Annotated in this window: 19 protein-coding genes; 14 read left to right on the top strand and 5 right to left on the bottom strand. The window is 56.8% G+C overall.

Annotated features, from left to right (window positions below):
- Positions 1 to 370 precede the first annotated feature (370 nt).
- The 11 genes from RZA33_RS08475 to RZA33_RS08425 all read left to right on the top strand — a co-directional run bounded on the left by RZA33_RS08475 (position 371) and on the right by RZA33_RS08425 (position 12,419).
- Positions 371 to 841: an MgtC/SapB family protein gene (locus RZA33_RS08475; protein ID WP_317507411.1), complete on the top strand. Its 471-nt coding sequence runs from the start codon at positions 371 to 373 to the stop codon at positions 839 to 841.
- Entirely contained in the window at positions 826 to 1,635 is an 810-nt protein-coding gene (locus tag RZA33_RS08470; RefSeq protein WP_317507410.1) for a DUF4010 domain-containing protein, read from the top strand. Before RZA33_RS08475 ends, RZA33_RS08470 begins: the two co-directional genes overlap by 16 nt.
- Before the next feature lie 456 nt (positions 1,636 to 2,091).
- Positions 2,092 to 2,520 carry a MerR family DNA-binding transcriptional regulator gene (locus RZA33_RS08465; protein ID WP_317507409.1) on the top strand — a complete coding sequence of 143 codons (429 nt, stop codon included), beginning with the start codon at positions 2,092 to 2,094 and terminating at the stop codon, positions 2,518 to 2,520.
- Between the two features lie 2 nt (positions 2,521 to 2,522).
- Positions 2,523 to 3,692, top strand: coding sequence for an isovaleryl-CoA dehydrogenase (locus RZA33_RS08460; RefSeq protein WP_317507408.1), 1,170 nt, complete (start codon positions 2,523 to 2,525; stop codon positions 3,690 to 3,692).
- A 22-nt stretch (positions 3,693 to 3,714) separates the two neighbouring features.
- The gene (locus tag RZA33_RS08455) at positions 3,715 to 5,322 is read left to right on the top strand and encodes a carboxyl transferase domain-containing protein (RefSeq protein ID WP_317507407.1); all 1,608 of its coding nucleotides are present in this window, start codon (positions 3,715 to 3,717) and stop codon (positions 5,320 to 5,322) included.
- 12 nt (positions 5,323 to 5,334) lie between these two features.
- Positions 5,335 to 6,159, top strand: coding sequence for an enoyl-CoA hydratase/isomerase family protein (locus tag RZA33_RS08450; RefSeq protein ID WP_317507406.1), 825 nt, complete (start codon positions 5,335 to 5,337; stop codon positions 6,157 to 6,159).
- Positions 6,156 to 8,225 carry an acetyl/propionyl/methylcrotonyl-CoA carboxylase subunit alpha gene (locus tag RZA33_RS08445; protein ID WP_317507405.1) on the top strand — a complete coding sequence of 690 codons (2,070 nt, stop codon included), beginning with the start codon at positions 6,156 to 6,158 and terminating at the stop codon, positions 8,223 to 8,225. Before RZA33_RS08450 ends, RZA33_RS08445 begins: the two co-directional genes overlap by 4 nt.
- Before the next feature lie 10 nt (positions 8,226 to 8,235).
- On the top strand, positions 8,236 to 9,144 hold the full coding sequence (locus RZA33_RS08440) for a hydroxymethylglutaryl-CoA lyase (RefSeq protein WP_317507404.1): 909 nt from the start codon (positions 8,236 to 8,238) through the stop codon (positions 9,142 to 9,144).
- A gap of 61 nt (positions 9,145 to 9,205) precedes the next feature.
- Positions 9,206 to 10,903, top strand: coding sequence for an AMP-binding protein (locus RZA33_RS08435; RefSeq protein ID WP_317507403.1), 1,698 nt, complete (start codon positions 9,206 to 9,208; stop codon positions 10,901 to 10,903).
- 160 nt (positions 10,904 to 11,063) lie between these two features.
- Complete coding sequence (locus RZA33_RS08430) at positions 11,064 to 11,639, top strand: hypothetical protein (RefSeq protein ID WP_317507402.1); 576 nt, start codon at positions 11,064 to 11,066, stop codon at positions 11,637 to 11,639.
- 159 nt (positions 11,640 to 11,798) lie between these two features.
- Entirely contained in the window at positions 11,799 to 12,419 is a 621-nt protein-coding gene (locus RZA33_RS08425) for a LysE family translocator (protein ID WP_317507401.1), read from the top strand.
- A 90-nt stretch (positions 12,420 to 12,509) separates the two neighbouring features.
- Here RZA33_RS08425 and RZA33_RS08420 read toward each other — a convergent pair whose 3' ends face one another.
- Complete coding sequence (locus RZA33_RS08420) at positions 12,510 to 13,748, bottom strand: ATP-binding protein (protein WP_317507400.1); 1,239 nt, start codon at positions 13,746 to 13,748, stop codon at positions 12,510 to 12,512.
- A gap of 272 nt (positions 13,749 to 14,020) precedes the next feature.
- Complete coding sequence (locus tag RZA33_RS08415) at positions 14,021 to 15,907, bottom strand: cation:proton antiporter (protein WP_317507399.1); 1,887 nt, start codon at positions 15,905 to 15,907, stop codon at positions 14,021 to 14,023.
- A gap of 123 nt (positions 15,908 to 16,030) precedes the next feature.
- Here RZA33_RS08415 and RZA33_RS08410 point away from each other — a divergent pair, with 123 nt between their 5' ends.
- Genes RZA33_RS08410 through RZA33_RS08400 form a run of 3 tightly spaced genes read left to right on the top strand, consistent with a single transcriptional unit; the run spans position 16,031 to position 18,398 of the window.
- A complete protein-coding gene (locus RZA33_RS08410) occupies positions 16,031 to 16,297 on the top strand; it encodes a Trp family transcriptional regulator (RefSeq protein WP_317507398.1) in 267 nt (88 codons plus the stop codon).
- Positions 16,294 to 17,721 (top strand): anthranilate synthase component I family protein, encoded by a 1,428-nt coding sequence (locus tag RZA33_RS08405; RefSeq protein ID WP_317507397.1) that lies wholly within the window; start codon positions 16,294 to 16,296, stop codon positions 17,719 to 17,721. Before RZA33_RS08410 ends, RZA33_RS08405 begins: the two co-directional genes overlap by 4 nt.
- On the top strand, positions 17,718 to 18,398 hold the full coding sequence (locus RZA33_RS08400) for an aminodeoxychorismate/anthranilate synthase component II (RefSeq protein ID WP_317507396.1): 681 nt from the start codon (positions 17,718 to 17,720) through the stop codon (positions 18,396 to 18,398). The genes RZA33_RS08405 and RZA33_RS08400 overlap by 4 nt, the downstream gene beginning before the upstream one ends.
- An 18-nt stretch (positions 18,399 to 18,416) precedes the next feature.
- Here the strand turns inward: RZA33_RS08400 and RZA33_RS08395 are convergent, their stop codons facing one another.
- Genes RZA33_RS08395 through RZA33_RS08385 form a run of 3 tightly spaced genes read right to left on the bottom strand, consistent with a single transcriptional unit; the run spans position 18,417 to position 20,388 of the window.
- On the bottom strand, positions 18,417 to 18,692 hold the full coding sequence (locus RZA33_RS08395) for a DUF1294 domain-containing protein (protein WP_317507395.1): 276 nt from the start codon (positions 18,690 to 18,692) through the stop codon (positions 18,417 to 18,419).
- 26 nt (positions 18,693 to 18,718) lie between these two features.
- Complete coding sequence (gene rluF, locus RZA33_RS08390) at positions 18,719 to 19,807, bottom strand: 23S rRNA pseudouridine(2604) synthase RluF (protein ID WP_317507394.1); 1,089 nt, start codon at positions 19,805 to 19,807, stop codon at positions 18,719 to 18,721.
- A gap of 35 nt (positions 19,808 to 19,842) precedes the next feature.
- Positions 19,843 to 20,388 carry a DUF924 family protein gene (locus RZA33_RS08385; protein ID WP_317507393.1) on the bottom strand — a complete coding sequence of 182 codons (546 nt, stop codon included), beginning with the start codon at positions 20,386 to 20,388 and terminating at the stop codon, positions 19,843 to 19,845.
- Between the last annotated feature and the right edge of the window lie 27 nt (positions 20,389 to 20,415).

The following is a 20,415-nucleotide window of genomic DNA, read 5'->3' as shown; positions in this document are numbered from 1 at the left end:
TTATCAAGTACATCAACACCAAGATGAATAAGGGGAGACACAGACGCGGCAGTAAAGACGACTTGCTCAACAATATAACCGCCGAACAGCAAGCTCATCATTAATAGTTCAGCACCCCACTCATTCCTTTCACATTGCTGAAGCGGACCTCCTGCAGCGCTCCAGATTTAAAATAGATTTAACCATCACCCAAATGGATAAATCCCTGAATAAAGTCTAAAAATCATCGGAAGAAAGATATCCATTTCGTCTTATTTTACGCTATCGACTAAAATAATGACTAAGAAGTGAAAGCTTGCTCAAAGCATTACAGACCGAGTAAAGTTTTCAATTAGGCAGCAACGACACGTTCCAATAAGGATGTAGGGTAATGCACAATCAATTGGAATTAGCCTTATCGCTTTTAGCGGCTCTCACCCTGGGCTTGATGATAGGTGTTGAGCGTGGCTGGAGCGGTCGAGAAAAAGATGAAGGTACGCGCGTTGCTGGCGTACGCACTTTCAGCCTGATTGGGCTAAGCGGGGGTATTTTTGCCATCTTGGCTGAGCAATGGGGTGTTTGGCTAATTGTTACCGGGTTTGTTGTCGTCGCGATGCTTATTTCAGTATCTTACATTAGCCACAGCCACCGCTCAGACGACGCGGGCATTACGACCGAGTTTTCCATGCTGCTGACCTTTGCTTTGGCAATTTGGGCTACCTCTGGTGATCCGCTTCCCGCACTTAGCTGTGGCGCCGTCGTTGTTGCTTTTCTCGGCCACAAAAAAACCTGCACAAATTGCTTAAACATATTCCGCCAAAAACCTTTTACTCAGGAATTACTTTATTGCTTATTTCGGTAGTTATTTTACCCTTACTACCGAACGAAGGTTACGGCCCCTGGCAAGCATTAAACCCCTACTGGCTTTGGTGGATGGTCGTTTTGATTTCTGGCCTATCGTTTATCGGTTACTTATTTACGCAGTTATTAGGCGAGCAGCGTGGCACATTAATTACTGCTATCGCCGGGGGATTCGCCTCATCGACTGCCGTCACATTAACAATGGCGCGTTTTGCAAAAAACAATACTAACAGCATGATATACGCCAGCGGCATGTTACTCGCCTGCAGCATTATGTTTCCGCGTGTTCTAGTTGAAGTCTTCGTCGTTAACCGAGCGCTTTTATCACTGCTGTTACTACCTATTTTATTAATGTTCGCCGGGTTAATAACGGTCACATTTATTATGTACTGGCAACAAAGAAGAAAGTCTTCTGCCGAGGCTGCCGACATGACCATAAACAACCCTTTACAGCTGGGTACAGCGATTCAGTTTGGTATTTTATTGGCCGTTATACTACTTCTGTCTGAAGGGATGAAAAACTGGTTTGGAGACGCCGGCATTTATAGCTTAGCCATCATATCCGGGCTGATGGACGTTGACGCAATTACCTTATCATTGTCACGCTCGGCCCAAGGAGAGCTTTCTCACGCTACTGCAGCAATAGGGATCATATTGGCCTGTGCCAGCAACACGTTACTTAAAGGTGTAATGTTTGCCACGGTTGCCGGTATTAAATTGCACTACCGTTTTGTTGTTTATATGGTTATTGCCGTTATTCCAGGGTTAATTTTGGGATTGTGGCAACTTTTGTAAAGTGAACCCCAACTGGGCATGAAGGAACAACGGCGCTGTGAAGTGAAAGTACTGCTCCACAAGCACACAGCCTTTATCGATTTGCCAATCTCTACAGGTAAAGCAATCAACTGCTACTGCTTTACCTATACGTAAGGTAGGCCTGCAAGCTAGCAACGCTATCTATAGCACTACAATTACAACTTTAGTCGATTAGCGTTAGACCCCTGAGCCAACCGGCCTCGTCAGAATATAAATATCAGACACTTAGACGATTACAGTGCTTTTCAACCGCTACCAACTATTGCTTTACGTTTACGTAAACTTATTTTAGCCTCAATGGCAGTATCCAACAGGCGCATGTCTTAGGAATGATTCTTAGCAACGGTTCTTGAGGACGGTTCTTGAAGACAGTCCTTGAAGACAGTCCTTGAAGACAGTCCTTAAGAACGATGCCCTTTTAAGAGAATCTCGATCATGAGCAAAACCTATTCAATCAGCGAACTGGCCAACGAGTTTGATCTGACCACCCGCAGCATCCGTTTTTACGAAGATCAGGAGCTGCTACACCCGACCCGCCGGGGGCAAACCCGTATCTACAGCAGCCAAGACCGGGTGCGCCTGAAACTGATCATTCGCGGCAAGCGGCTGGGGCTTTCGCTGGCCGAAATCCGCGAGCTGTTTGAACTCTGGGATGAAACCCGCAGCGGCAGTAAAAAGCAGCTGCATTTGATGCTCAGCAAGATTGCCGAACGCCGGGCGGCCCTCGACCAGCAAATGAAAGATATCGCTATGGTTCAGCTCGAGCTTGAGAGCGCAGAAATTCGCTGCCGACAAGCATTAGAAGAGCTAGACGAAAAAGAGCCAGAGGAAAGACAAAACGCGCTAACAACAACAGGTGATTGACCATGTTTTCACACTACTCAGAACTTAATTTTGGCCTCGATGACGAACTGAATATGCTGCGTGAGCAGGTTAATGCCTTTGCGGCCAGTGAGATTGCCCCCCGTGCTGCCGAAATCGACCGTAACAACGAATTCCCCAATGATTTATGGAAGAAGTTTGGCGATATGGGGTTGTTGGGTATTACCGTTTCTGAAGAGGATGGCGGCAGTGGCATGGGCTATCTCGCTCACTGTATTGCCATGGAAGAAATCTCCCGCGCCAGCGCCTCCGTCGCACTGTCTTACGGCGCCCACTCCAATCTGTGCGTCAACCAGATCAAGATCAACGCCTCCGCCGAGCAGAAGGCCAAATACCTGCCCAAGCTGATCAGCGGCGACCATGTAGGGGCGCTGGCCATGTCAGAGCCCGGTGCGGGCTCGGATGTAGTTTCCATGCAGCTGCGAGCCAAGAAAGATGGCGATCACTACATCCTCAACGGCAACAAGATGTGGATCACCAACGGCCCGGATGCGGACGTGCTGGTGGTCTACGCCAAGACCGACCCGGACGCCGGCTCCAAAGGCATCACCGCCTTTATTGTCGAAAAGGGCATGCCCGGTTTCTCCACCGCCCAGAAACTCGACAAGCTCGGCATGCGCGGCTCCAACACCTGCGAGCTGGTGTTCCAGGATTGCGCCGTTCCCGCTGAAAACATTCTCGGTGACGAAGGTAAAGGCGCTCGCGTACTGATGAGCGGCCTGGATTTTGAGCGCACCGTGCTCGCGGCCGGCCCTATCGGCATCATGCAGGCTGCCATGGACGTCGTGCTCCCCTATATCCACGAGCGCAAGCAGTTCAACCAGTCGATCGGCGAGTTCCAGCTGGTACAGGGCAAAGTTGCCGACATGTACACCACCCTGACCGCCTGCCGGGCTTATCTTTATGCCGTGGCGGGCGCCTGCGACCGCGGCCAGACCTCCCGCAAGGACGCCGCCGGGGTGATTCTCTACTGCGCCGAAAAGGCTACCCAGGTGGCGCTGGATGCCATCCAGCTGCTCGGCGGCAACGGCTACATCAACGAGTACCCCACCGGGCGACTGCTGCGCGACGCCAAGTTGTATGAGATCGGCGCGGGCACCAGCGAGATCCGGCGGATGCTGATCGGCCGCGAACTCTTCAACGAAAGCCTTTAACAAACATCAGTAGGGTCGCGCCATGAGCACTTTAAAAACCCAGATCAATCCTCGCAGCGATGTCTTTCAGGCCAACGAAGCGGCGATGCGCAAGGACGTTAGCCAGCTGCGCGAACTTACCGCGGCCATTTCCCAGGGCGGCGGCGCCAAAGCCCGCGAGCGCCACGAAAGCCGGGGTAAGCTGTTCGTGCGCGACCGCATCGATCACCTGATTGACGAAGGCTCGCCGTTTCTGGAATTTTCCGCGCTGGCCGCTCATCACCTCTATGAAAGTGATGTGCCCGCCGCCGGGGTGGTCACCGGCATTGGCCGCGTTTCCGGCGTGGAGTGCGTGATTGTCGCTAACGACGCCACGGTGAAAGGCGGCACCTACTTCCCGCTGACCGTCAAGAAGCACCTGCGCGCCCAGGAAATCGCCCGCAAGCATCGCCTGCCGTGCATTTATTTGGTCGATTCCGGCGGCGCCTTTCTGCCCCGCCAGGACGAAGTTTTCCCCGACCGCGACCACTTTGGGCGCATCTTCTACAACCAGGCGACCCTGTCCGCCGAAGGCATTCCACAAATTGCCGTGGTGATGGGCTCGTGCACCGCGGGCGGCGCCTATGTGCCGGCCATGGCCGATGAGTCGATCATCGTCAAAGAGCAAGGCACGATTTTCCTCGGCGGCCCGCCGCTCGTAAAAGCCGCCACCGGCGAGAACATCAGCGCTGAAGACCTGGGCGGTGCCGATGTCCACGCCAAGGTCAGCGGCGTGGCCGATTACTACGCGGAAAACGATGCCCACGCGCTGCAGCTTGCCCGTGCCTGCGTCTCACGGCTCAACTGGCAGAAGCGCGGCCAGCTGGCCATGCAGGCGCCCAAGCCACCCAGACTCGACCCCGGCGAGCTGTATGGCATCGTCGGCACCGATCTGAAAAAGCCCTACGACGTGCGCGAAGTCATTGGCCGCATCGTCGATGACTCCGACTTCGACGAATTCAAGCGCTACTACGGCGATACGCTGGTTACCGGCTTTGCCCATATTCACGGCTACCCGGTGGGCATCGTGGCCAACAACGGCGTGCTGTTTTCTGAAAGCGCGGTAAAAGGCGCGCACTTTATCGAGCTGTGCGCCCAGCGCAAGATTCCGCTGGTGTTCCTGCAGAACATTACCGGCTTCATGGTCGGCTCCAGGTACGAGCACGAAGGCATTGCCAAGCACGGCGCCAAGCTGGTCACCGCGGTGGCCTGCGCCAAGGTGCCCAAGTACACAGTGCTGATTGGCGGAAGCTTTGGCGCGGGTAACTACGGCATGTGCGGCCGCGCCTATGACCCCCACCTGCTGTTCATGTGGCCCAACGCGCGTATTTCGGTGATGGGCGGTGAGCAGGCAGCGGGCGTGCTTTCTCAGGTGAAACGCGAGCAGTACGAGCGCGAGGGCCGCGAGTGGACGCCGGAGGAGGAAGAAGCCTTCAAGAAACCCACCCGCGAACAGTACGAGCACCAGGGCCACCCCTACTACGCCAGCGCTCGCCTGTGGGACGACGGCGTGATCGACCCGCTGCAAACCCGCGACGTACTGGGGCTTTCCTTGGCTGCGGCCATGAACGCAGAAATAGAAGAGACGCGCTTTGGCGTGTTCCGGATGTAAGGGGTAATGAGAATGGCTTATTCGACACTAACGCTCGACCACGGCATCGCCTGGCTAACCCTGAACCGCCCTGAGGTGCATAACGCCTTTGACGACCGCCTGATTGCCGAGCTGAATGCTCACTTGAGCCGGCTGCATTTGCTTGCGGAGGCGGGCGACGTGCGCGTGGTGGTGCTCGGCTCCGAAGGCAAGAGCTTCTCGGCGGGGGCGGACTTGAACTGGATGAAGCGCATGGTCGACTACGATCTTGACGATAACCTCGCCGATTCGCGCAAGCTCGCCTCGCTGATGCACAGTATGGACACGCTCCCCTGCCCTACGGTTTGCCGCGTTCAAGGCTCGGCCTTCGGCGGCGCGGTGGGCTTGGCCGCCTGCTGCGACATCGTGATCGCCTCGGGTAGCGCTAAATTCTGCCTTTCTGAAGTCAAAATAGGCTTATCGCCCGCGGTTATCAGCCCTTACGTGCAGCGGGCCCTGGGCGAGCGACAGATGCGCCGCTATGCGTTAAGCGCAGAAGTCATGGACGCCGACATAGCGCTCGCGCTTGGTTTAGTCCATCTGGTGGTGGAGCACGACAAGCTAGACGACGAAGTGGACACCATGCTGGCAATCCTATTAGCCGCATCGCCCCAAGCCCAGCGCGCCACCAAGGCGCTGATGGCCACGGTCGCTCAAGCGCCTGACAGTGACGACACTCGCGAACAGACCTGTCAGGTGATCGCCAAGCTGCGGGTAAGCCAAGAAGGGCAAGAGGGTTTATCCAGTTTCTTTGAAAAGCGCCGCCCCGTCTGGGCCGATTCTAATAACACACCCCACGCGTCGGAGCGTCGCTCATGAAAAAACACGAAAGCGCCGTTCGCACGACGCCCTTTGATACGCTGCTGATCGCCAATCGCGGTGAAATCGCCTGCCGGGTGATGCGCACCGCGCGCCGTTTGGGATTAAAAACCGTCGCCATTTACTCTGACGCCGATGCCGGCGCCCGCCACGTGCGCGAAGCCGACGAAGCCATTCGCGTTGGCCCTGCCCCAGCGCGGGAAAGCTACCTCGACGTCGAGGCGGTCATTGAGGCCGCCAGGCGCACCGGCAGCGGCGCGATTCACCCCGGCTACGGCTTTCTTTCCGAGAACGGCGACTTCGTCAACGCCCTGGAAAAAGCGGGCATTACCTTTGTCGGCCCGCCCGCCTCGGCGATCGCCGCCATGGGCGATAAATCCGCCGCCAAGGCACGCATGGCCAACGCGGGCGTGCCATTGGTGCCCGGCTACCACGGTGACGACCAGAGTGACGCCCTGCTGCGCGACGAGGCTGACAAGATCGGCTACCCGGTCATGCTCAAAGCCAGCGCCGGCGGTGGCGGCAAGGGGATGCGCGTCGTCGAATCGGGGGATGGCTTTCAGGCCGCTCTGGACGGCTGCCGACGCGAGTCCAGGGCCGCCTTTAGCGACGATCGCATGCTGATCGAGAAATATCTGGTCAAGCCCCGCCACGTGGAAGTCCAGGTGTTCTGCGACTGCAACGGCAACGGCGTTTACCTGTTCGAGCGCGACTGCAGCGTGCAGCGTCGTCATCAAAAAGTCATTGAAGAAGCCCCCGCCCCCGGCATGACCGCCGAGCTGCGCAGCGCCATGGGCGACGCCGCCGTGCGCGCCGCCCAGGAAATCGGCTATGTGGGCGCCGGCACCATCGAGTTTTTATTGGATGCGGACGGGTCGTTCTTCTTTATGGAGATGAACACCCGTCTCCAGGTCGAGCACCCGGTCACCGAAATGATCACCGGCCAGGATCTGGTCGAATGGCAGTTGCGCGTCGCCATGGGCGAACCCCTGCCCTGCTCTCAAGACGCACTGACCATCACCGGGCATAGCTTTGAAGCGCGCATTTACGCCGAAGACCCGGATCAGGATTTCTTACCCGCCACCGGCCTGCTGACGCGTTTCGCGCTGGATCTGGAGGGTGCGGGTCTAAGCGGCGATCAAGTACGCCTGGATAGCGGCGTGGAAAGCGGCGATACGGTGTCGATGCACTACGACCCCATGCTCGCCAAGCTGATCGTTCACGGCGCTGACCGCGACGCTGCCCTGGCGACCCTTAACCGCGCCCTGGCGGCACTCGACGTTCAGGGCGTGGTGACCAACCGCGCCTTTTTGCTGCGCTTGGCGACCCATCCCGGCTTCAAGAACACGGGGCTTAAGAACGTCGAACTGGATACGCGCTTTATCGAGCGCAACGAGGCGACGCTGTTTGCCCCTCGTACTTACGACCGAGAAGCCTACGCCAGCGCGGCGCTGATTGGTCTGCATCAGCTTTCCCAGGAATGCGAGAGCAACTCGCCCTGGGACCGCCACGACGGTTTCCGACTCAATGCGCCACATACCATTCGCATTGCGCTTTGCGACCCGGCAGATGTCAAAGCCGCTGACAGCGATGAGGCGGTGGTCATTGTTGAAGGTAAGCGCAGCGCCGGCGAGGCGCTTTGGCACCTCGCCATCGGCGACGAAACCCTGACCGCCAGCCTGCAGCCGCTCAGCGGCGATGCCGTCGCGGTCACGCTGGACGGCCACCGTCGCCGGCTGCAGGCACGCCGCGATGGGCACGTGGTGGTGATGGCCGACCCGAGGGGTGAAACGCGCCTGTTCTGGCGGCGCATCGACGCCATCGACCATGGCCACCATGAGGCCGAGTCGACCCTCACCGCACCGATGCACGGCACCGTGGTCGCCCTGCTCGTGGAACCTGGCGCCAGCGTCGAGAAAGGCATGCCGCTGATGGTCATGGAAGCCATGAAGATGGAGCACACCATGACCGCCCCGGCCGATGGCAGCGTGGCGTCGTTCCACTTCCAGGCAGGCGATACCGTCGGCCAGGGCGACGTGCTGCTCGACTTTACCCCCAGCGAATAGGAGCTACCCCATGGCGCTGCCGACGTCCGTGAAACTGTTTGAAATGGCTCCCCGGGACGGCTTGCAGAACGAGCCGGGGGACATCGTGCCCACCGCGACCAAGATGGCGCTGATTGAGCGGCTCGCCAAAGCGGGACTCTCGCACATCGAAGCCGCCAGCTTTGTCTCGCCCAAATGGGTGCCGCAAATGGGCGATGCCACCGAGGTGATGACCGGCATCAACCGTCGGCCGGGGGTGGTCTATTCGGCATTGACACCTAACCTGAAGGGCCTGGAGAACGCGCTTTCGGCGGGCGTTGAGGAAGTCGCCGTGTTCGGGGCGGCGTCTGAGACGTTTTCACAAAAGAATATCAACTGCTCCATTGCCGAGTCCCTGGCGCGCTTTGCGCCGCTGCTCGAACGCGCCAACGATGCTGGCGTGCGCGTGCGAGGCTACGTTTCCTGCGTACTGGGCTGCCCCTACGAAGGCGAAATTGCGCCCCACAAAGTGGCCGAAGTTGCCAAAGCGCTGTATGAGATGGGCTGCTACGAAATATCGCTGGGCGACACCATTGGCGTGGGCACCCCGCTGGCCGCCAAACGCATGCTCGAGGCAACCCGCCAGCAGGTGCCCATCGAATTTCTGGGGGCGCATTTCCACGATACCTACGGCATGGCGCTGGCGAACCTCTATGCCGTACTGGAAGAAGGCGTCAGCGTAATTGATGCATCCACCGCCGGGCTCGGCGGCTGCCCGTATGCCCAGGGCGCCTCGGGCAACGTGGCCACTGAAGACGTGCTTTATCTGCTGGCAGGGTTGGGCATCGATACCGGCGTTGACCTGCAGGCGGTGATTGATACCGGCTACTGGATTACCTTTGAGCTGGGGCGCAAACCCGGCTCAAAAGTCGCCCTGGCCAAAGGCCGCACAAGCGCATAATCAATAACAAACCGTCGCTGCCTATCCGCTCGGACAAGACAATAAGATGTGGAGAGATACCATGGCATCACCTGCACTTACCCTCCCAAGCTACACCAGCAGTACCGCCGATAAGCCCCTGCTGGGCATGACCATTGGCGATAAATTCGACCAGATCGCCGCGCAGTACCCCGATAACGACGCGCTGATCGTGCTCCACCAGAACATTCACTGGCGCTACCGCGAGCTAAAGGAAGAAGTCAATCGCTGTGCCCGTGCCCTACTCGCCATTGGCGCCCAGCCAGGCGACCGGGTAGGCATCTGGGCACCCAACTGCAGCGAGTGGACGGTGACGCAGTTCGCCACCGCTAAAATCGGCGCGATTCTGGTCAACATCAACCCGTCGTACCGCACCCACGAGCTTGAGTATGCGCTCAACCAGTCCGGTGCGCGCTTTTTGGTCACGGCCGACAGTTTCAAGACGTCGGACTATAGCGGCATGCTGTATGAACTGGCCCCCGAGCTCAAGGCCAGCACCGAGGGCAAACTGACGTCAAAAAAACTGCCCGACCTCGAGTGCGTGATCAACCTGAGCGCCGACAAGCACAACGGCATGTGGCGCTGGGCTGACCTGATGGACGAAGCGAATCAGGTCAGCCAGACCGACGTCGACGACCTCCAGGCCACGCTGCAGTTCGATGACCCGATCAACATTCAGTACACCTCGGGCACCACCGGCTTCCCCAAAGGCGCTACGCTTTCCCACCACAACATTCTCAACAACGGCTTCTTTGTCGCCGAAAGCATGGGCTTTACCAGCGAAGACCGCCTGGTGATCCCCGTGCCGCTGTATCACTGTTTCGGCATGGTCATGGGCAACCTGGGATGCATGACCCACGGCGCGGCGATGATCTACCCGGACGAGGGCTTTGACCCCGGCAAGGTGCTCGAGGCGGTGCAGGAGCAGAAAGCCACCGCGCTGTTTGGCGTGCCCACCATGTTTATCGCCGAGCTGGACCATCCCGATTTTCCGAGCACGGATCTGTCGACGCTGCGCACCGGCATCATGGCGGGGTCGATCTGCCCGGCCGAAATCATGAAGCAGGTGATCAGCAAGATGAACATGAAAGGCGTACAGATTGCCTACGGCATGACCGAAACCAGCCCGGTGTCGACCCAGACCGGTGCCGACGACAGCATTGAAAAACGTGTCTCGACCGTCGGCCGTACCCAGCCGCATCAGGAAACCAAAATCGTCGACCCCGGTAAGGGCGGCATTCTGCCCCGCGGTGAAATTGGCGAGCTGTGCACCCGCGGCTACAGCATCATGCTGAAGTACTGGAACAACGAAAAAGCCACCGCCGAGGCCATCGACGAGGCTGGCTGGATGCATACCGGCGACCTGGCCACCATGGACGACGAGGGCTATGTCCAGATCGTTGGCCGGATCAAGGACATGGTGATTCGCGGCGGCGAAAACGTCTATCCCAGGGAGATCGAGGAATTTCTCTACGCCCACCCGGCCATTTCTGACGTCCAGGTCACCGGCGTGCCAGACAAGAAATACGGTGAAGAGCTGATCGCCTGGGTCAAACTCAACGGTACCGACCACGAGATTAGCGGCGAAGACCTGCGCGATTACTGCAAGGGCAAGATCACCCACTTCAAGATTCCCCGCTACTTCAAATTCGTCGATGAATTCCCCATGACCGTCACCGGCAAAATTCAGAAGTTCAAGATGCGCGAAATATCGATTGAGGAGTTGGGGCTGGACAACTAGTTATTCAGTCACGAGAAAGCCGGGCACAGCGAACGTTTTGCGCTGATGGGAAGCCCCTAAACTAAAAAAGGCGCAATTACATTGGTAGAAACCAAGGTCAGTTGCTACTCTCTATAGGGTACTTTTAGGGTACTTTTACTTCTCCTTCTAGGTGAAAAAAATGCCAATCAAACGCTTGGCAAGCAACCTGCTCTGCCTCTCCGCCTGTTGCTCAGCGCCTCTGCTCAGCTGCTTCGCCGACGATAATATGCCGGTGATGGCCTATACCGCCCCTGACAGCAAGTTTATGCAGTTGGATAACGGCGTTATCTTAGAAGGTAGCGACCTCCAAAGCCTTGATAACTATACCAGCGGCTTTCGAGTCACTGCAGGCTTTAGCCCCTGGCGGCTCCCCCAGCTGGATATTGGTGCCGAAATCGCCTACCGGGAAAGCGAAGAGGTCACCATCGACGCCAATGTTTACCCACTGGTTATGGATACCTTGAGCTTGGGCGGCGCGCTTGTTGCCGGTGTTCGCATGGGCGCCTTTAGCGTTTATGCGAAATCTGGTATCACCGAATGGCGCGGCGAAAGCTACCGGGAAGGCGCCGACGAAAGCGGCACCGCGATGTTGCAAGGCTTCGGCGCCACCATAACAATCAACCGCCTGGTCAGCCGCCTAGAGTACGAGCGCATCGACGCCCCGACGCTTAATCATCTCAATATGCTGAGCGCCTCATTGCACCTACCATTTTGAATTTCAACTTTTTCAAAAAGCAATGAGTTAATGATTAAATTAAAAATACCTACAGCTACTCCTCACAGGCCATCTCGTCATTGCATGGACGGTTGGCGTTTTGTCCGTTCTAGTGACGCAAGATATAGTCAATAATTCAACAATTGGAAGGTTATCACTATGTCGATTGAGCTTTGGCTATCGTTTGTGCTGGCGTCGTTTTTGATCATCGCATCTCCCGGCCCCGCCGTTGCCTTGTTGGTAATGACCGGCATCAATCAAGGCCGTAGAGCCGCACTGGCGATGTTGCCTGGCTTTTTCTTAGGTGATCTGGTGGCCATGTCACTCTCGTTTGCAGGCGTCGGCGCTCTGCTGATGGCATCTGCGGAGCTATTCGCCATGGTTAAATGGCTAGGGGTTCTCTATCTACTTTATCTGGGTATTAAGATGTGGCGCGAATCCGGCCAATTGAACGACCTGGAAACCTCAGGAGCCAACGTCAAGCAAGGCACCGCGAAGGCATTTTGGGTGACGCTCCTGAATCCCAAAAGCATTCTGTTTTTCATGGCATTCATGCCGCAGTTTATTAATCAAACTCAACCCCTAGCTCCGCAGTTGGCGATTTTGTTTGCTACGTTTCTTGTGATGGGCGTCATCTCGGATCTCAGCTACACACTGTTGTCGACGACTAGCCGACAGCTAATGACCTCCAAGTTTCGGCGACTGCTACACCGCTGCGGCGCCGGCAGCTTGATTGGCGCCGGGTTATTGATGACCGTTATGCGACGCCCGGCCGGGTAATATCGCTTCAATATTTGCGCTTGTTTTCAACAGCGACAAAACGCGCGCTCAATGCCACTGAAAATATTTCAGTGATGGAAGCTGCCCACTCTACTGCCCCCATAACATGCTAATAGGGACGGCAAAGCAACCTGGTACATTTAGCTTCACACAGTGGCGCCCGGTATAAATCAGCATGCCACCTTGAAACTGCTCGCCTGCTTGATCAGCGAGTCGAGCGAGCCCTGCAGCATCCTTAGCCTGAACGGTAGCAGAGCGCTTGACCTCGACTCCCCAGAGTGCCTGACCGCGTTCAATGACAATATCTACCTCAACCTGATCTTTGTCGCGGTAGTGAGAAAAGCGCAGCTCGGGCTCGACCCAAGAGGCTTGGGCCATAAGTTGCTCAACCACATGAGTTTCCAGAAGGGCACCGAAACGCTCCGCTTCCGTCAACCACTGATCGAAGGATAACCGCCCTAGCGCAGCCGCAAGGCCGGTATCTACCAAGTGTAGCTTAGGGCTCTTGATAAGCCGCTTAGCTTGATTGCGATGCCAAGCGGGTAGCTGACGAATCAAAAAGAGGCGCTCCAGAATACTCAGATATTTGGAAACCGTGCCCCGCTCCAGCCCTAGTTCTTTGCTCAAGATGCTAACGTTGAGCAAGCTGGCCGTTCTGTAAGCCAACAGTTCCATCAACCGCAGCATGCCATCCTCATCTTGAATGGCCGCGATGTCCTTCACGTCGCGCTGAATAATGGCATTGAGATATTGGCGATACCATTGACGAGACCGGCTGGGCGCTCGACGGTTGGGCTCAGGGTAGCCGCCTTGACAGATAATCTCTGGCGTGGCGGGCAGCGACTTGTGATCTGGCACTATCTTGGCGGCCAGCTGTCCCGCTATCAGCTTGGCCAGCAAGGTGGATTCACTAACGCGCTTCTCCTGCTCGGCCAGCGGGTGTAGGTAAATGACTTCCATACGGCCTGCTAAAGAGTCTTGAACCTTAGGAAGCAGTAGTAAATTGGCTGACCCCGTCAGTAGAAAACGCCCCGGCTGGCGGTCGCGGTCAACCACTGACTTGATCGCCAGCAGCAGCTCGGGAGCGCGTTGCACTTCGTCCAGAGTGCTGCGCTCCGGCAGGCCCTCAATGAAACCCAACGGATCCTGCTGTGCGGCCGCCAGCAGCGTTGGGTCATCCAGGTTCAGGTACGCGCGTTCAGAGTCTATCCGTTGTGCGAGCGTTGTTTTACCCACCTGTCTAGGTCCTAGCAGACACACCACCGGCGTATCCGCAAGCGACTCTACCACTCGATCACGGATCAGCCGGGGCAGATAAGAGGTATCCATAGCTTGTCTCTAGTAGCGTCCAATTGCGGGTTATTACAGCGTCCAATTGCGGGTTTCTCTAGCGTCCGATTGTGGGTTATATAAGCGTCTAATTGCGGGTTATTAGACTGACCAATGACCTCAGATAGCGCTTAACCAGGGCATCACCACATCGACCGTCAGGCGTTGTTCAAGTCGTCGATGCTTGTCTTAGTAAGTCAACAATGGAATCCCCCCGTCTATTTTAAAAAGGCGGCAGTTAACCTTCCTTGTTGTTAACATTTTTTGTTTCATTACTTATTCTCTTCAGGCGCCGTCCAGACCGGTACGTCCTCACGTTGGGGCTCGGGCCAATCCTGCAGCATGGCGCTGTTCAGCGCTTCTTCCAGTTTCATAAACAGTTCACCGTAGCGAGGGCTGAAGGTGATGCCTTCCTCGATCTCCTTCCAGGCTTCAAAAAGCTCGTCCTCGTGGGCATCCTCGTTCTGCACAAACGCCCAGGTCATCTGCTTGGCGCGCATGGGGTGGACTCCCATGGCCGTCAGCGCATGGCCGCCCAGTTCCAGTGCCGAGTGGTAGGTTTCACTGATGACGTCATCGGCCCCGGCTTCGCGCAGCTGATAACCATGGCCGCGGTCAAACGCCCGAGCCAGCACCCATACATGGGGGTAGTAATGCTTGACGTGCTTGACCAGCTCAACGGCGCGTTTGCGGTCATCAATGGCCACGACCAGCAAGCGCGCCTGTTCGATACCAGCGGTTTCCAGCAGGTCTGAACGGGTGGCATCGCCGAAATAGCTTTTGATATGGATCCGCCGCAGGTTCTCGATTTGCTCGAGCTCATGGTCGAGCGCGACGATAGGTATGTTGTTGGCACGCAGCAGACGGCAAATAATCTGACCGAAACGCCCCACGCCCGCGACGATCACCGGCGCATGTTCGTCGATGGTATCCGCCTCGCGTCCGTCATTTTTAACCCGGCGATAGCGCGGCAGCACCAGGCGGTCGTAGGCGATGAACAGCAGCGGCGTCAGGAACATCGACAGCGCGATGACCAGCGACAGCACCTGGGAAATCTCGACGGGAATCACGCTGTTCTGCACGCTGTAGGTCAACAGCACAAACCCGAATTCGCCTGCCTGGGCAAGGCTCAGGGTAAATAGCCAGCCGTTGCTGCCATGCACCCGAAACAGCAACGCCAAGACGAGCAAAATGGTCGCCTTGACAGCGATCACCACGACGCCAAGTGCCAGCACCGTGCCCCACTGCGAGGCCAGTACCTGAAAGTCGATCCCCGCGCCGACGGTGATAAAGAACAGACCCAGTAGAAGCCCCTTGAACGGCTCGATATTGGCTTCGATTTCATGCTTGAACTCGCTGTTGGCCAGTACGATACCGGCCAGAAACGCGCCCAGCGCCGGGGAAAGATTCACCAGGCTCATGAGGGCAGCGATACCGATGACCAGCATCAGCGCCGTGGCCGTGAACACCTCACGCAATCCCGAGCCCACCACATAGCGAAACAGTTTCGGGCCGAGGTAGTAACCGCCGGCAATCACGCTGCCGATCGCCGCGACCACCACCAGGGCATGCGCCCAGCCGGGCAAATGCGCCACCAGGCTGATGCTCGCGTGACTGGCTTGATCGCCACCGGCGCCCATCAACTCGGGTAGCGCCAGCAGGGGAATCAACGCCAGCATGGGAATCACCGCGATATCCTGGAACAGCAACACGGAGAAGGCGCTCCGGCCTCCCTCGGTTTTTTCCAGGCCTTTTTCACTCAGGGTTTGCAGCACAATTGCCGTCGAGGACAGCGCGAACAGCAGGCCGATGGCCAGCGACGTTTGCCAGGCAAGCCCCAGCCACCAGGCAATGGCGGTTCCCGCGGCGGTGGTCAGCGTCACCTGCAGCCCGCCCAGACCGACCAGTCGCACGCGCATTGCCCACAGGCCTTTGGGGTCGAGCTCCATGCCGACCAGAAACAGCATCATCACCACGCCAAATTCGGCAAAGTGCTGGATCGTGGTGGTTTCCTGGCCCACCAGCCCCAGTAGCGGGCCAATGACCACGCCGGCCATCAGGTAGCCGAGCACCGAGCCAAGCCCATAGCGTTTCGCCAAGGGGACGGCAATCACCGCCGCCACAAGATAAATAAACGCCTGGATAAAGTACGCGGTCATCGAAGATCCTTTTATTTGTTCAATCTATTGGTTCAATCGGCTTGACTTCACGGCTCAATCATATAGCGTACTAGTACGCTAGTACATTGCTTATTACCCGGCAGCCAACGGTGCCTCCACGACATGCGCTCAAACGAAGATTACCAGGCGGAGCTGGTTCGCCATTTGCTTGCCATTGACTCTCCAGACGCAATGGACAAGGCGCTGGCCAGCCTGCTGACGCCTGCAGAGTACCAGGAAATCAGTAAGCGCCTGCAGATTTTCAAGCTGCTGCGTGAGGGCGTGCCCCACCGCAAGATTGCCGACACCCTGGGCGTGGGTATCGCCACCGTGTCGCGTGGCTCTCGTGCCCTAACAACGTTACCTTCTTCATGGACCGATCAGCTATGACCACTGTCGAAACGCACGCCACAAAAGGCCCGCAGCCTTTTACGCTGCCGCGCAAGCCTCACTACGTGACCCTGGCGGCGGACTGCGATTTTTTTGCCCTGTTTCAAAAAATCGAGCGGCAATTCGATACCTGCTACATGTTGGAGTCGCTTGGCGAGGACAGTCACATGGCGCGTCACTCGATCATCGGCTTCGACCCCGAGTACACGCTCTACGCCAACGGCAAGACGCTGACCATCGAAGAGCGCGACGGCCATGCCAACCACTACCCGAGTGACAATCCCTACGAGCTGCTGCGCAGCCTGATCCCGCAAAATATTATTTCCCGCAAGTATGCCGGTGGGCTGAGCGGCTATCTTGGCTACGATGCCATGCAGTACTTCGAGCCCTCGCTTTCGCTGAAGGCCAGCGACGACTTCGACACCTTCCGCTTCGGGCTGTACAAGGATGGCCTGATCCTCGACAAGATGACCGGGGAAGTCACCTACTTCTATTACGACAACAGCCGCTACGAATTTCTGCAGACGCTGATCAATGCAGACGATACGCCCCCTGGCCCGCTACATATCACAGCGCTCGGCGACACCATGAGCCAGGATGAGCACGCCGAGGCGGTGGCCAAGGTCAAGCAGGACATCATCGACGGCAAGGTGTTTCAGTGCGAAGTGGGCTTCAAGAAGCGCTTCCAGATCCAGGGCGACACCCTCGCGCTGTACGACCAACTGCGCACCATCAACCCCTCGCCGCAGATGTACTACGTTAAATTTGGCGAGCAGAAACTGATCGGCGCCAGCCCCGAGTTGCTGTTCCGACTGCGCCAGGGGGAAATGGAGACGTTCCCGCTGGCGGGCACCACCACCCGGGGCCAAACGCCTCAGGAAGACACCCAGCTTGCCCGCGCGCTGCTCAACGACCCCAAGGAGATTGCCGAGCACAACATGATCGTCGACCTGCACCGCAACGATATTGGCCGCGTCGCGCAGTTTGGCACGGTCAAGGTGCGCAGCCTGATGGATATCAAGCGGTTTAGCCACGTGCAGCATATTTCCAGCGAGATCGTCGGCATTATCGCCGAAGGCGAAGATATGTTCACCGCGCTGGCCAGCAACTTCCCGGCAGGTACGCTGACCGGCGCCCCCAAAATCGAAGCGATGAAAATCATCGACGACCTGGAAATCGACGGGCGCGGCCCCTACGGCGGCGCAGTGGGGCAGTTCTCGTTCAACGGCGACTGCACCTTTGCGATTCCTATCCGTACCGTGTTCGTCAACGGCGAGAGCGCCTACGTGCAGACCTGCGGTGGCAATGTATTTGATAGCAACGCCGCCGATGAATACGAAGAGATTCGCCGCAAGTTTGCGGGCACCCGCAAAGCCCTTGCCCCTTTCATGAGTTCGGATAAGGACACGGAGAGCCACGCATGAAAGTACTTATCATCGATAATTACGATTCTTTCACCTATAACCTTTACCAGTTTATCGGTGAGCTTTTAACCACGGAGAAGAATCGCGGCGGGCTGACCCATTTTGAAATTATCGTTAAGCGCAACAATCAGATCGATTTCAACGCCATCGAAACCATGGCCCCGGATCGCGTTATTATTTCTCCTGGCCCCGGCTCGCCAGACGACCCGCGCTACTTTGGCGTGTGTGCTGAGGTGATTGAGAAGCTGGGCAAGACCACACCGCTGCTGGGCGTTTGCCTGGGCATGCAAGGCATTGTGCACGTGTTTGGCGGCAAGGTCGTCAAAGCGCCACTGCCGATGCACGGCAAAATCAGCCCGATCCACCACAGCAACCGCTCGTTGTTTAACGGCGTGCCCGATCAGCTAGAGGTGATGCGCTATCACTCGCTGATTGCCGATGCGACCACCCTGCCTGAGTGCCTGGAAGTGACCGCCACCGTGGGTGCCTTGGAAGCTGGTAATTTTGAGCAGCGCAACCGCTGGCAGGCAATAGGTGAATTCGAGCTTATGGGTATTAAGCACCGTGACTACCCGATACACGGCATTCAATTCCACCCGGAATCGTTTGCTACCGAAGGCGGCAAGGAGTTGATCGCTAACTTTCTATTCGCGCCCAACGACCAAGCCAGGGCGTAGGCCCCCAAAGTGGGGTGGCTAAACGATATCCACTACAACGATTAGCCATCCTGCACAGGCCAGGTTCAGGGCCACCGTTAGCCAAAAAATGAGCTGAAACGCAGTTTTGCGGGTTTTATGCCGCAGCCGCTGTTGGGCTACAAGCGCGCCCGGCCAGCCCCCCAACACACCAAGCAGATGTAACGACTTCTCGCTGACCCGACGGCGGTTTTTAATCGCCGCCTTTTTATCGATAGCGTAAGTGATATAAGCGATAACGCTAATCGCAGCGTAAAAGGCGACGATTGGAATCACAGTGGAGACTCTTGAAGGGTTAGGAGCTACTTGCGTCGCTGAGAAGGTTTGCCGCCCACCGCTGGCTTACCGCGGCCTTTTCCAACGGGCTTACCTTTAGCACCAGGCTTGCTTTTAACATCGGGCTTACTTTTAACACCAGGCTTACCGGGGGCTTTACCGCCCTTGGGATGCGGCTTACCTGGCGCACTGCCATTCGGGCCGGTACCTGTTTTTCCGCTGACTTTTCCGCTGGCGGCCTTTTTACCTTTGGGAAGCGGTTTAGCCCCGGCGGCCTTGGCACCAGCCGCCTTCGCGCCTGCTTTGGCCGGTCGCCCTTTCGCGGAAGGCTTTCCTGCGCCTGAGCTGTAGTTGGGCCTTTCAGGCTTAGCTTTACTTTTCTTCTCTGGTGCAGCCTCTGAGCGTTCCGTTAGCGCGATAATGGTCTCGATCTCTTTGGCAGTGAGATCGCGCCAGTCGCCCAGGGCCAAACCTTTGAGCGGCACATTCATAATGCGCGTGCGAATAAGCTGGGTAACCTCGTAGCCGAAGTATTCGCACATACGGCGAATTTGCCGATTGAGCCCCTGCACCAGCGTGATGGTGAACACAAAGGTGGACTCTTTTTGCACCTTGCAGCGCTTGGTCACCTTGCCAAGAATCGGTACACCGCTCTGCATGCCCTCGATAAACTCGTCGGTGATCGGCTTGTTTACCGTCACCTGATACTCTTTTTCGTGGTTGTTATTGGCACGCAGAATCTTGTTAACCAAATCGCCGTTATTGGTTAAAAAAATCAGCCCCTGGGAGTCTTTATCGAGCCGCCCAATGGGAAAAATACGCACGCCATGCTTCACGAACTCAACGATATTATCCTTTTCGCTGGATTCGGTGGTACTGACAATGCCCACCGGCTTGTTCAGCGCAATAAGAACCAGATCCTCCTCTTCCTGAGGCTCGATCTCCTGACCGTTAACTTTAACCAAGTCCCCCGCCACCACTTGATCACCGGTGGTCGCGCGGCGACCGTTAATCCACACGTTGCCCTGCTCCACAAAACGGTCAGCTTCGCGGCGAGAACACATCCCGCTCTCGCTAATGTATTTATTGATACGGGTAGATTTTCGTAACGACATAAAACGCCATGTGGCTAAAAGGGTTAAATAAACAGTTAAAAAGACGAGCCGGGCTGCTTTAGAAAGTCCAGCTCCTCTTCGGTAGAGGCCCGCCCCAACAGGGCATTGCGGTGCGGGTAACGCCCGAAGCGATCAATAATCGCCTTGTGGCGTACTTCAAAGCCGTGGTTATTCTCTAACCCTGGTTGGTCAAATAGCTCCACCGCCACCTCATGAATGACTGTGGATTCGCTATGCATATAGGGCATATACAGAAACGCACGCTGTGTGCTGTTTAGTTCAACATCGGCGCTAGCAGCCACCGCCTCCTGGGCTAGCACTAACGCTAAAGCATCCGTGGCAAAAGCGCGGGCATCATCGCGGTAGATATTGCGCGAGAACTGATCCAACACAATAATCTCCGCAAGCCGCCCTTGAGCCGTTTGACGCCATGCATAGCATTCGCACCGCGCGGCTTGGGCATGCAGTGCGCTAAACCGCTGCGAGATAGTACGATCCAACTCAGCGTCTTTTTTAAACCACTGAGCAGGCGTCAAGGCCTCAAACCAAAAACCGAGTACCGCTTGAGCATCTGAGGACATTGACGCCTCCTTGCCGTTAAATAGGGA

The sequence above is a fragment of the Halovibrio sp. HP20-59 genome (assembly GCF_033052795.2).
Classification (GTDB): domain Bacteria; phylum Pseudomonadota; class Gammaproteobacteria; order Pseudomonadales; family Halomonadaceae; genus Vreelandella.
The sequence above is the reverse complement of the archived record's forward strand: the minus strand, read 5'-3'. Positions and strand labels throughout refer to the sequence as shown.

Coding starts and splice junctions, on each gene's coding strand:
- rluF (WP_317507394.1), bottom strand. CDS start 19,807: ATGTCGTTACGAAAATCTACCCGTATCAATAAATACATTAGCGAGAGC.
- RZA33_RS08435 (WP_317507403.1), top strand. CDS start 9,206: ATGGCATCACCTGCACTTACCCTCCCAAGCTACACCAGCAGTACCGCC.
- RZA33_RS08445 (WP_317507405.1), top strand. CDS start 6,156: ATGAAAAAACACGAAAGCGCCGTTCGCACGACGCCCTTTGATACGCTG.
- RZA33_RS08400 (WP_317507396.1), top strand. CDS start 17,718: ATGAAAGTACTTATCATCGATAATTACGATTCTTTCACCTATAACCTT.
- RZA33_RS08440 (WP_317507404.1), top strand. CDS start 8,236: ATGGCGCTGCCGACGTCCGTGAAACTGTTTGAAATGGCTCCCCGGGAC.
- RZA33_RS08415 (WP_317507399.1), bottom strand. CDS start 15,907: ATGACCGCGTACTTTATCCAGGCGTTTATTTATCTTGTGGCGGCGGTG.
- RZA33_RS08460 (WP_317507408.1), top strand. CDS start 2,523: ATGTTTTCACACTACTCAGAACTTAATTTTGGCCTCGATGACGAACTG.
- RZA33_RS08455 (WP_317507407.1), top strand. CDS start 3,715: ATGAGCACTTTAAAAACCCAGATCAATCCTCGCAGCGATGTCTTTCAG.
- RZA33_RS08410 (WP_317507398.1), top strand. CDS start 16,031: ATGCGCTCAAACGAAGATTACCAGGCGGAGCTGGTTCGCCATTTGCTT.
- RZA33_RS08405 (WP_317507397.1), top strand. CDS start 16,294: ATGACCACTGTCGAAACGCACGCCACAAAAGGCCCGCAGCCTTTTACG.
- RZA33_RS08450 (WP_317507406.1), top strand. CDS start 5,335: ATGGCTTATTCGACACTAACGCTCGACCACGGCATCGCCTGGCTAACC.
- RZA33_RS08430 (WP_317507402.1), top strand. CDS start 11,064: ATGCCAATCAAACGCTTGGCAAGCAACCTGCTCTGCCTCTCCGCCTGT.
- RZA33_RS08475 (WP_317507411.1), top strand. CDS start 371: ATGCACAATCAATTGGAATTAGCCTTATCGCTTTTAGCGGCTCTCACC.
- RZA33_RS08385 (WP_317507393.1), bottom strand. CDS start 20,388: ATGTCCTCAGATGCTCAAGCGGTACTCGGTTTTTGGTTTGAGGCCTTG.
- RZA33_RS08420 (WP_317507400.1), bottom strand. CDS start 13,748: ATGGATACCTCTTATCTGCCCCGGCTGATCCGTGATCGAGTGGTAGAG.
- RZA33_RS08425 (WP_317507401.1), top strand. CDS start 11,799: ATGTCGATTGAGCTTTGGCTATCGTTTGTGCTGGCGTCGTTTTTGATC.
- RZA33_RS08465 (WP_317507409.1), top strand. CDS start 2,092: ATGAGCAAAACCTATTCAATCAGCGAACTGGCCAACGAGTTTGATCTG.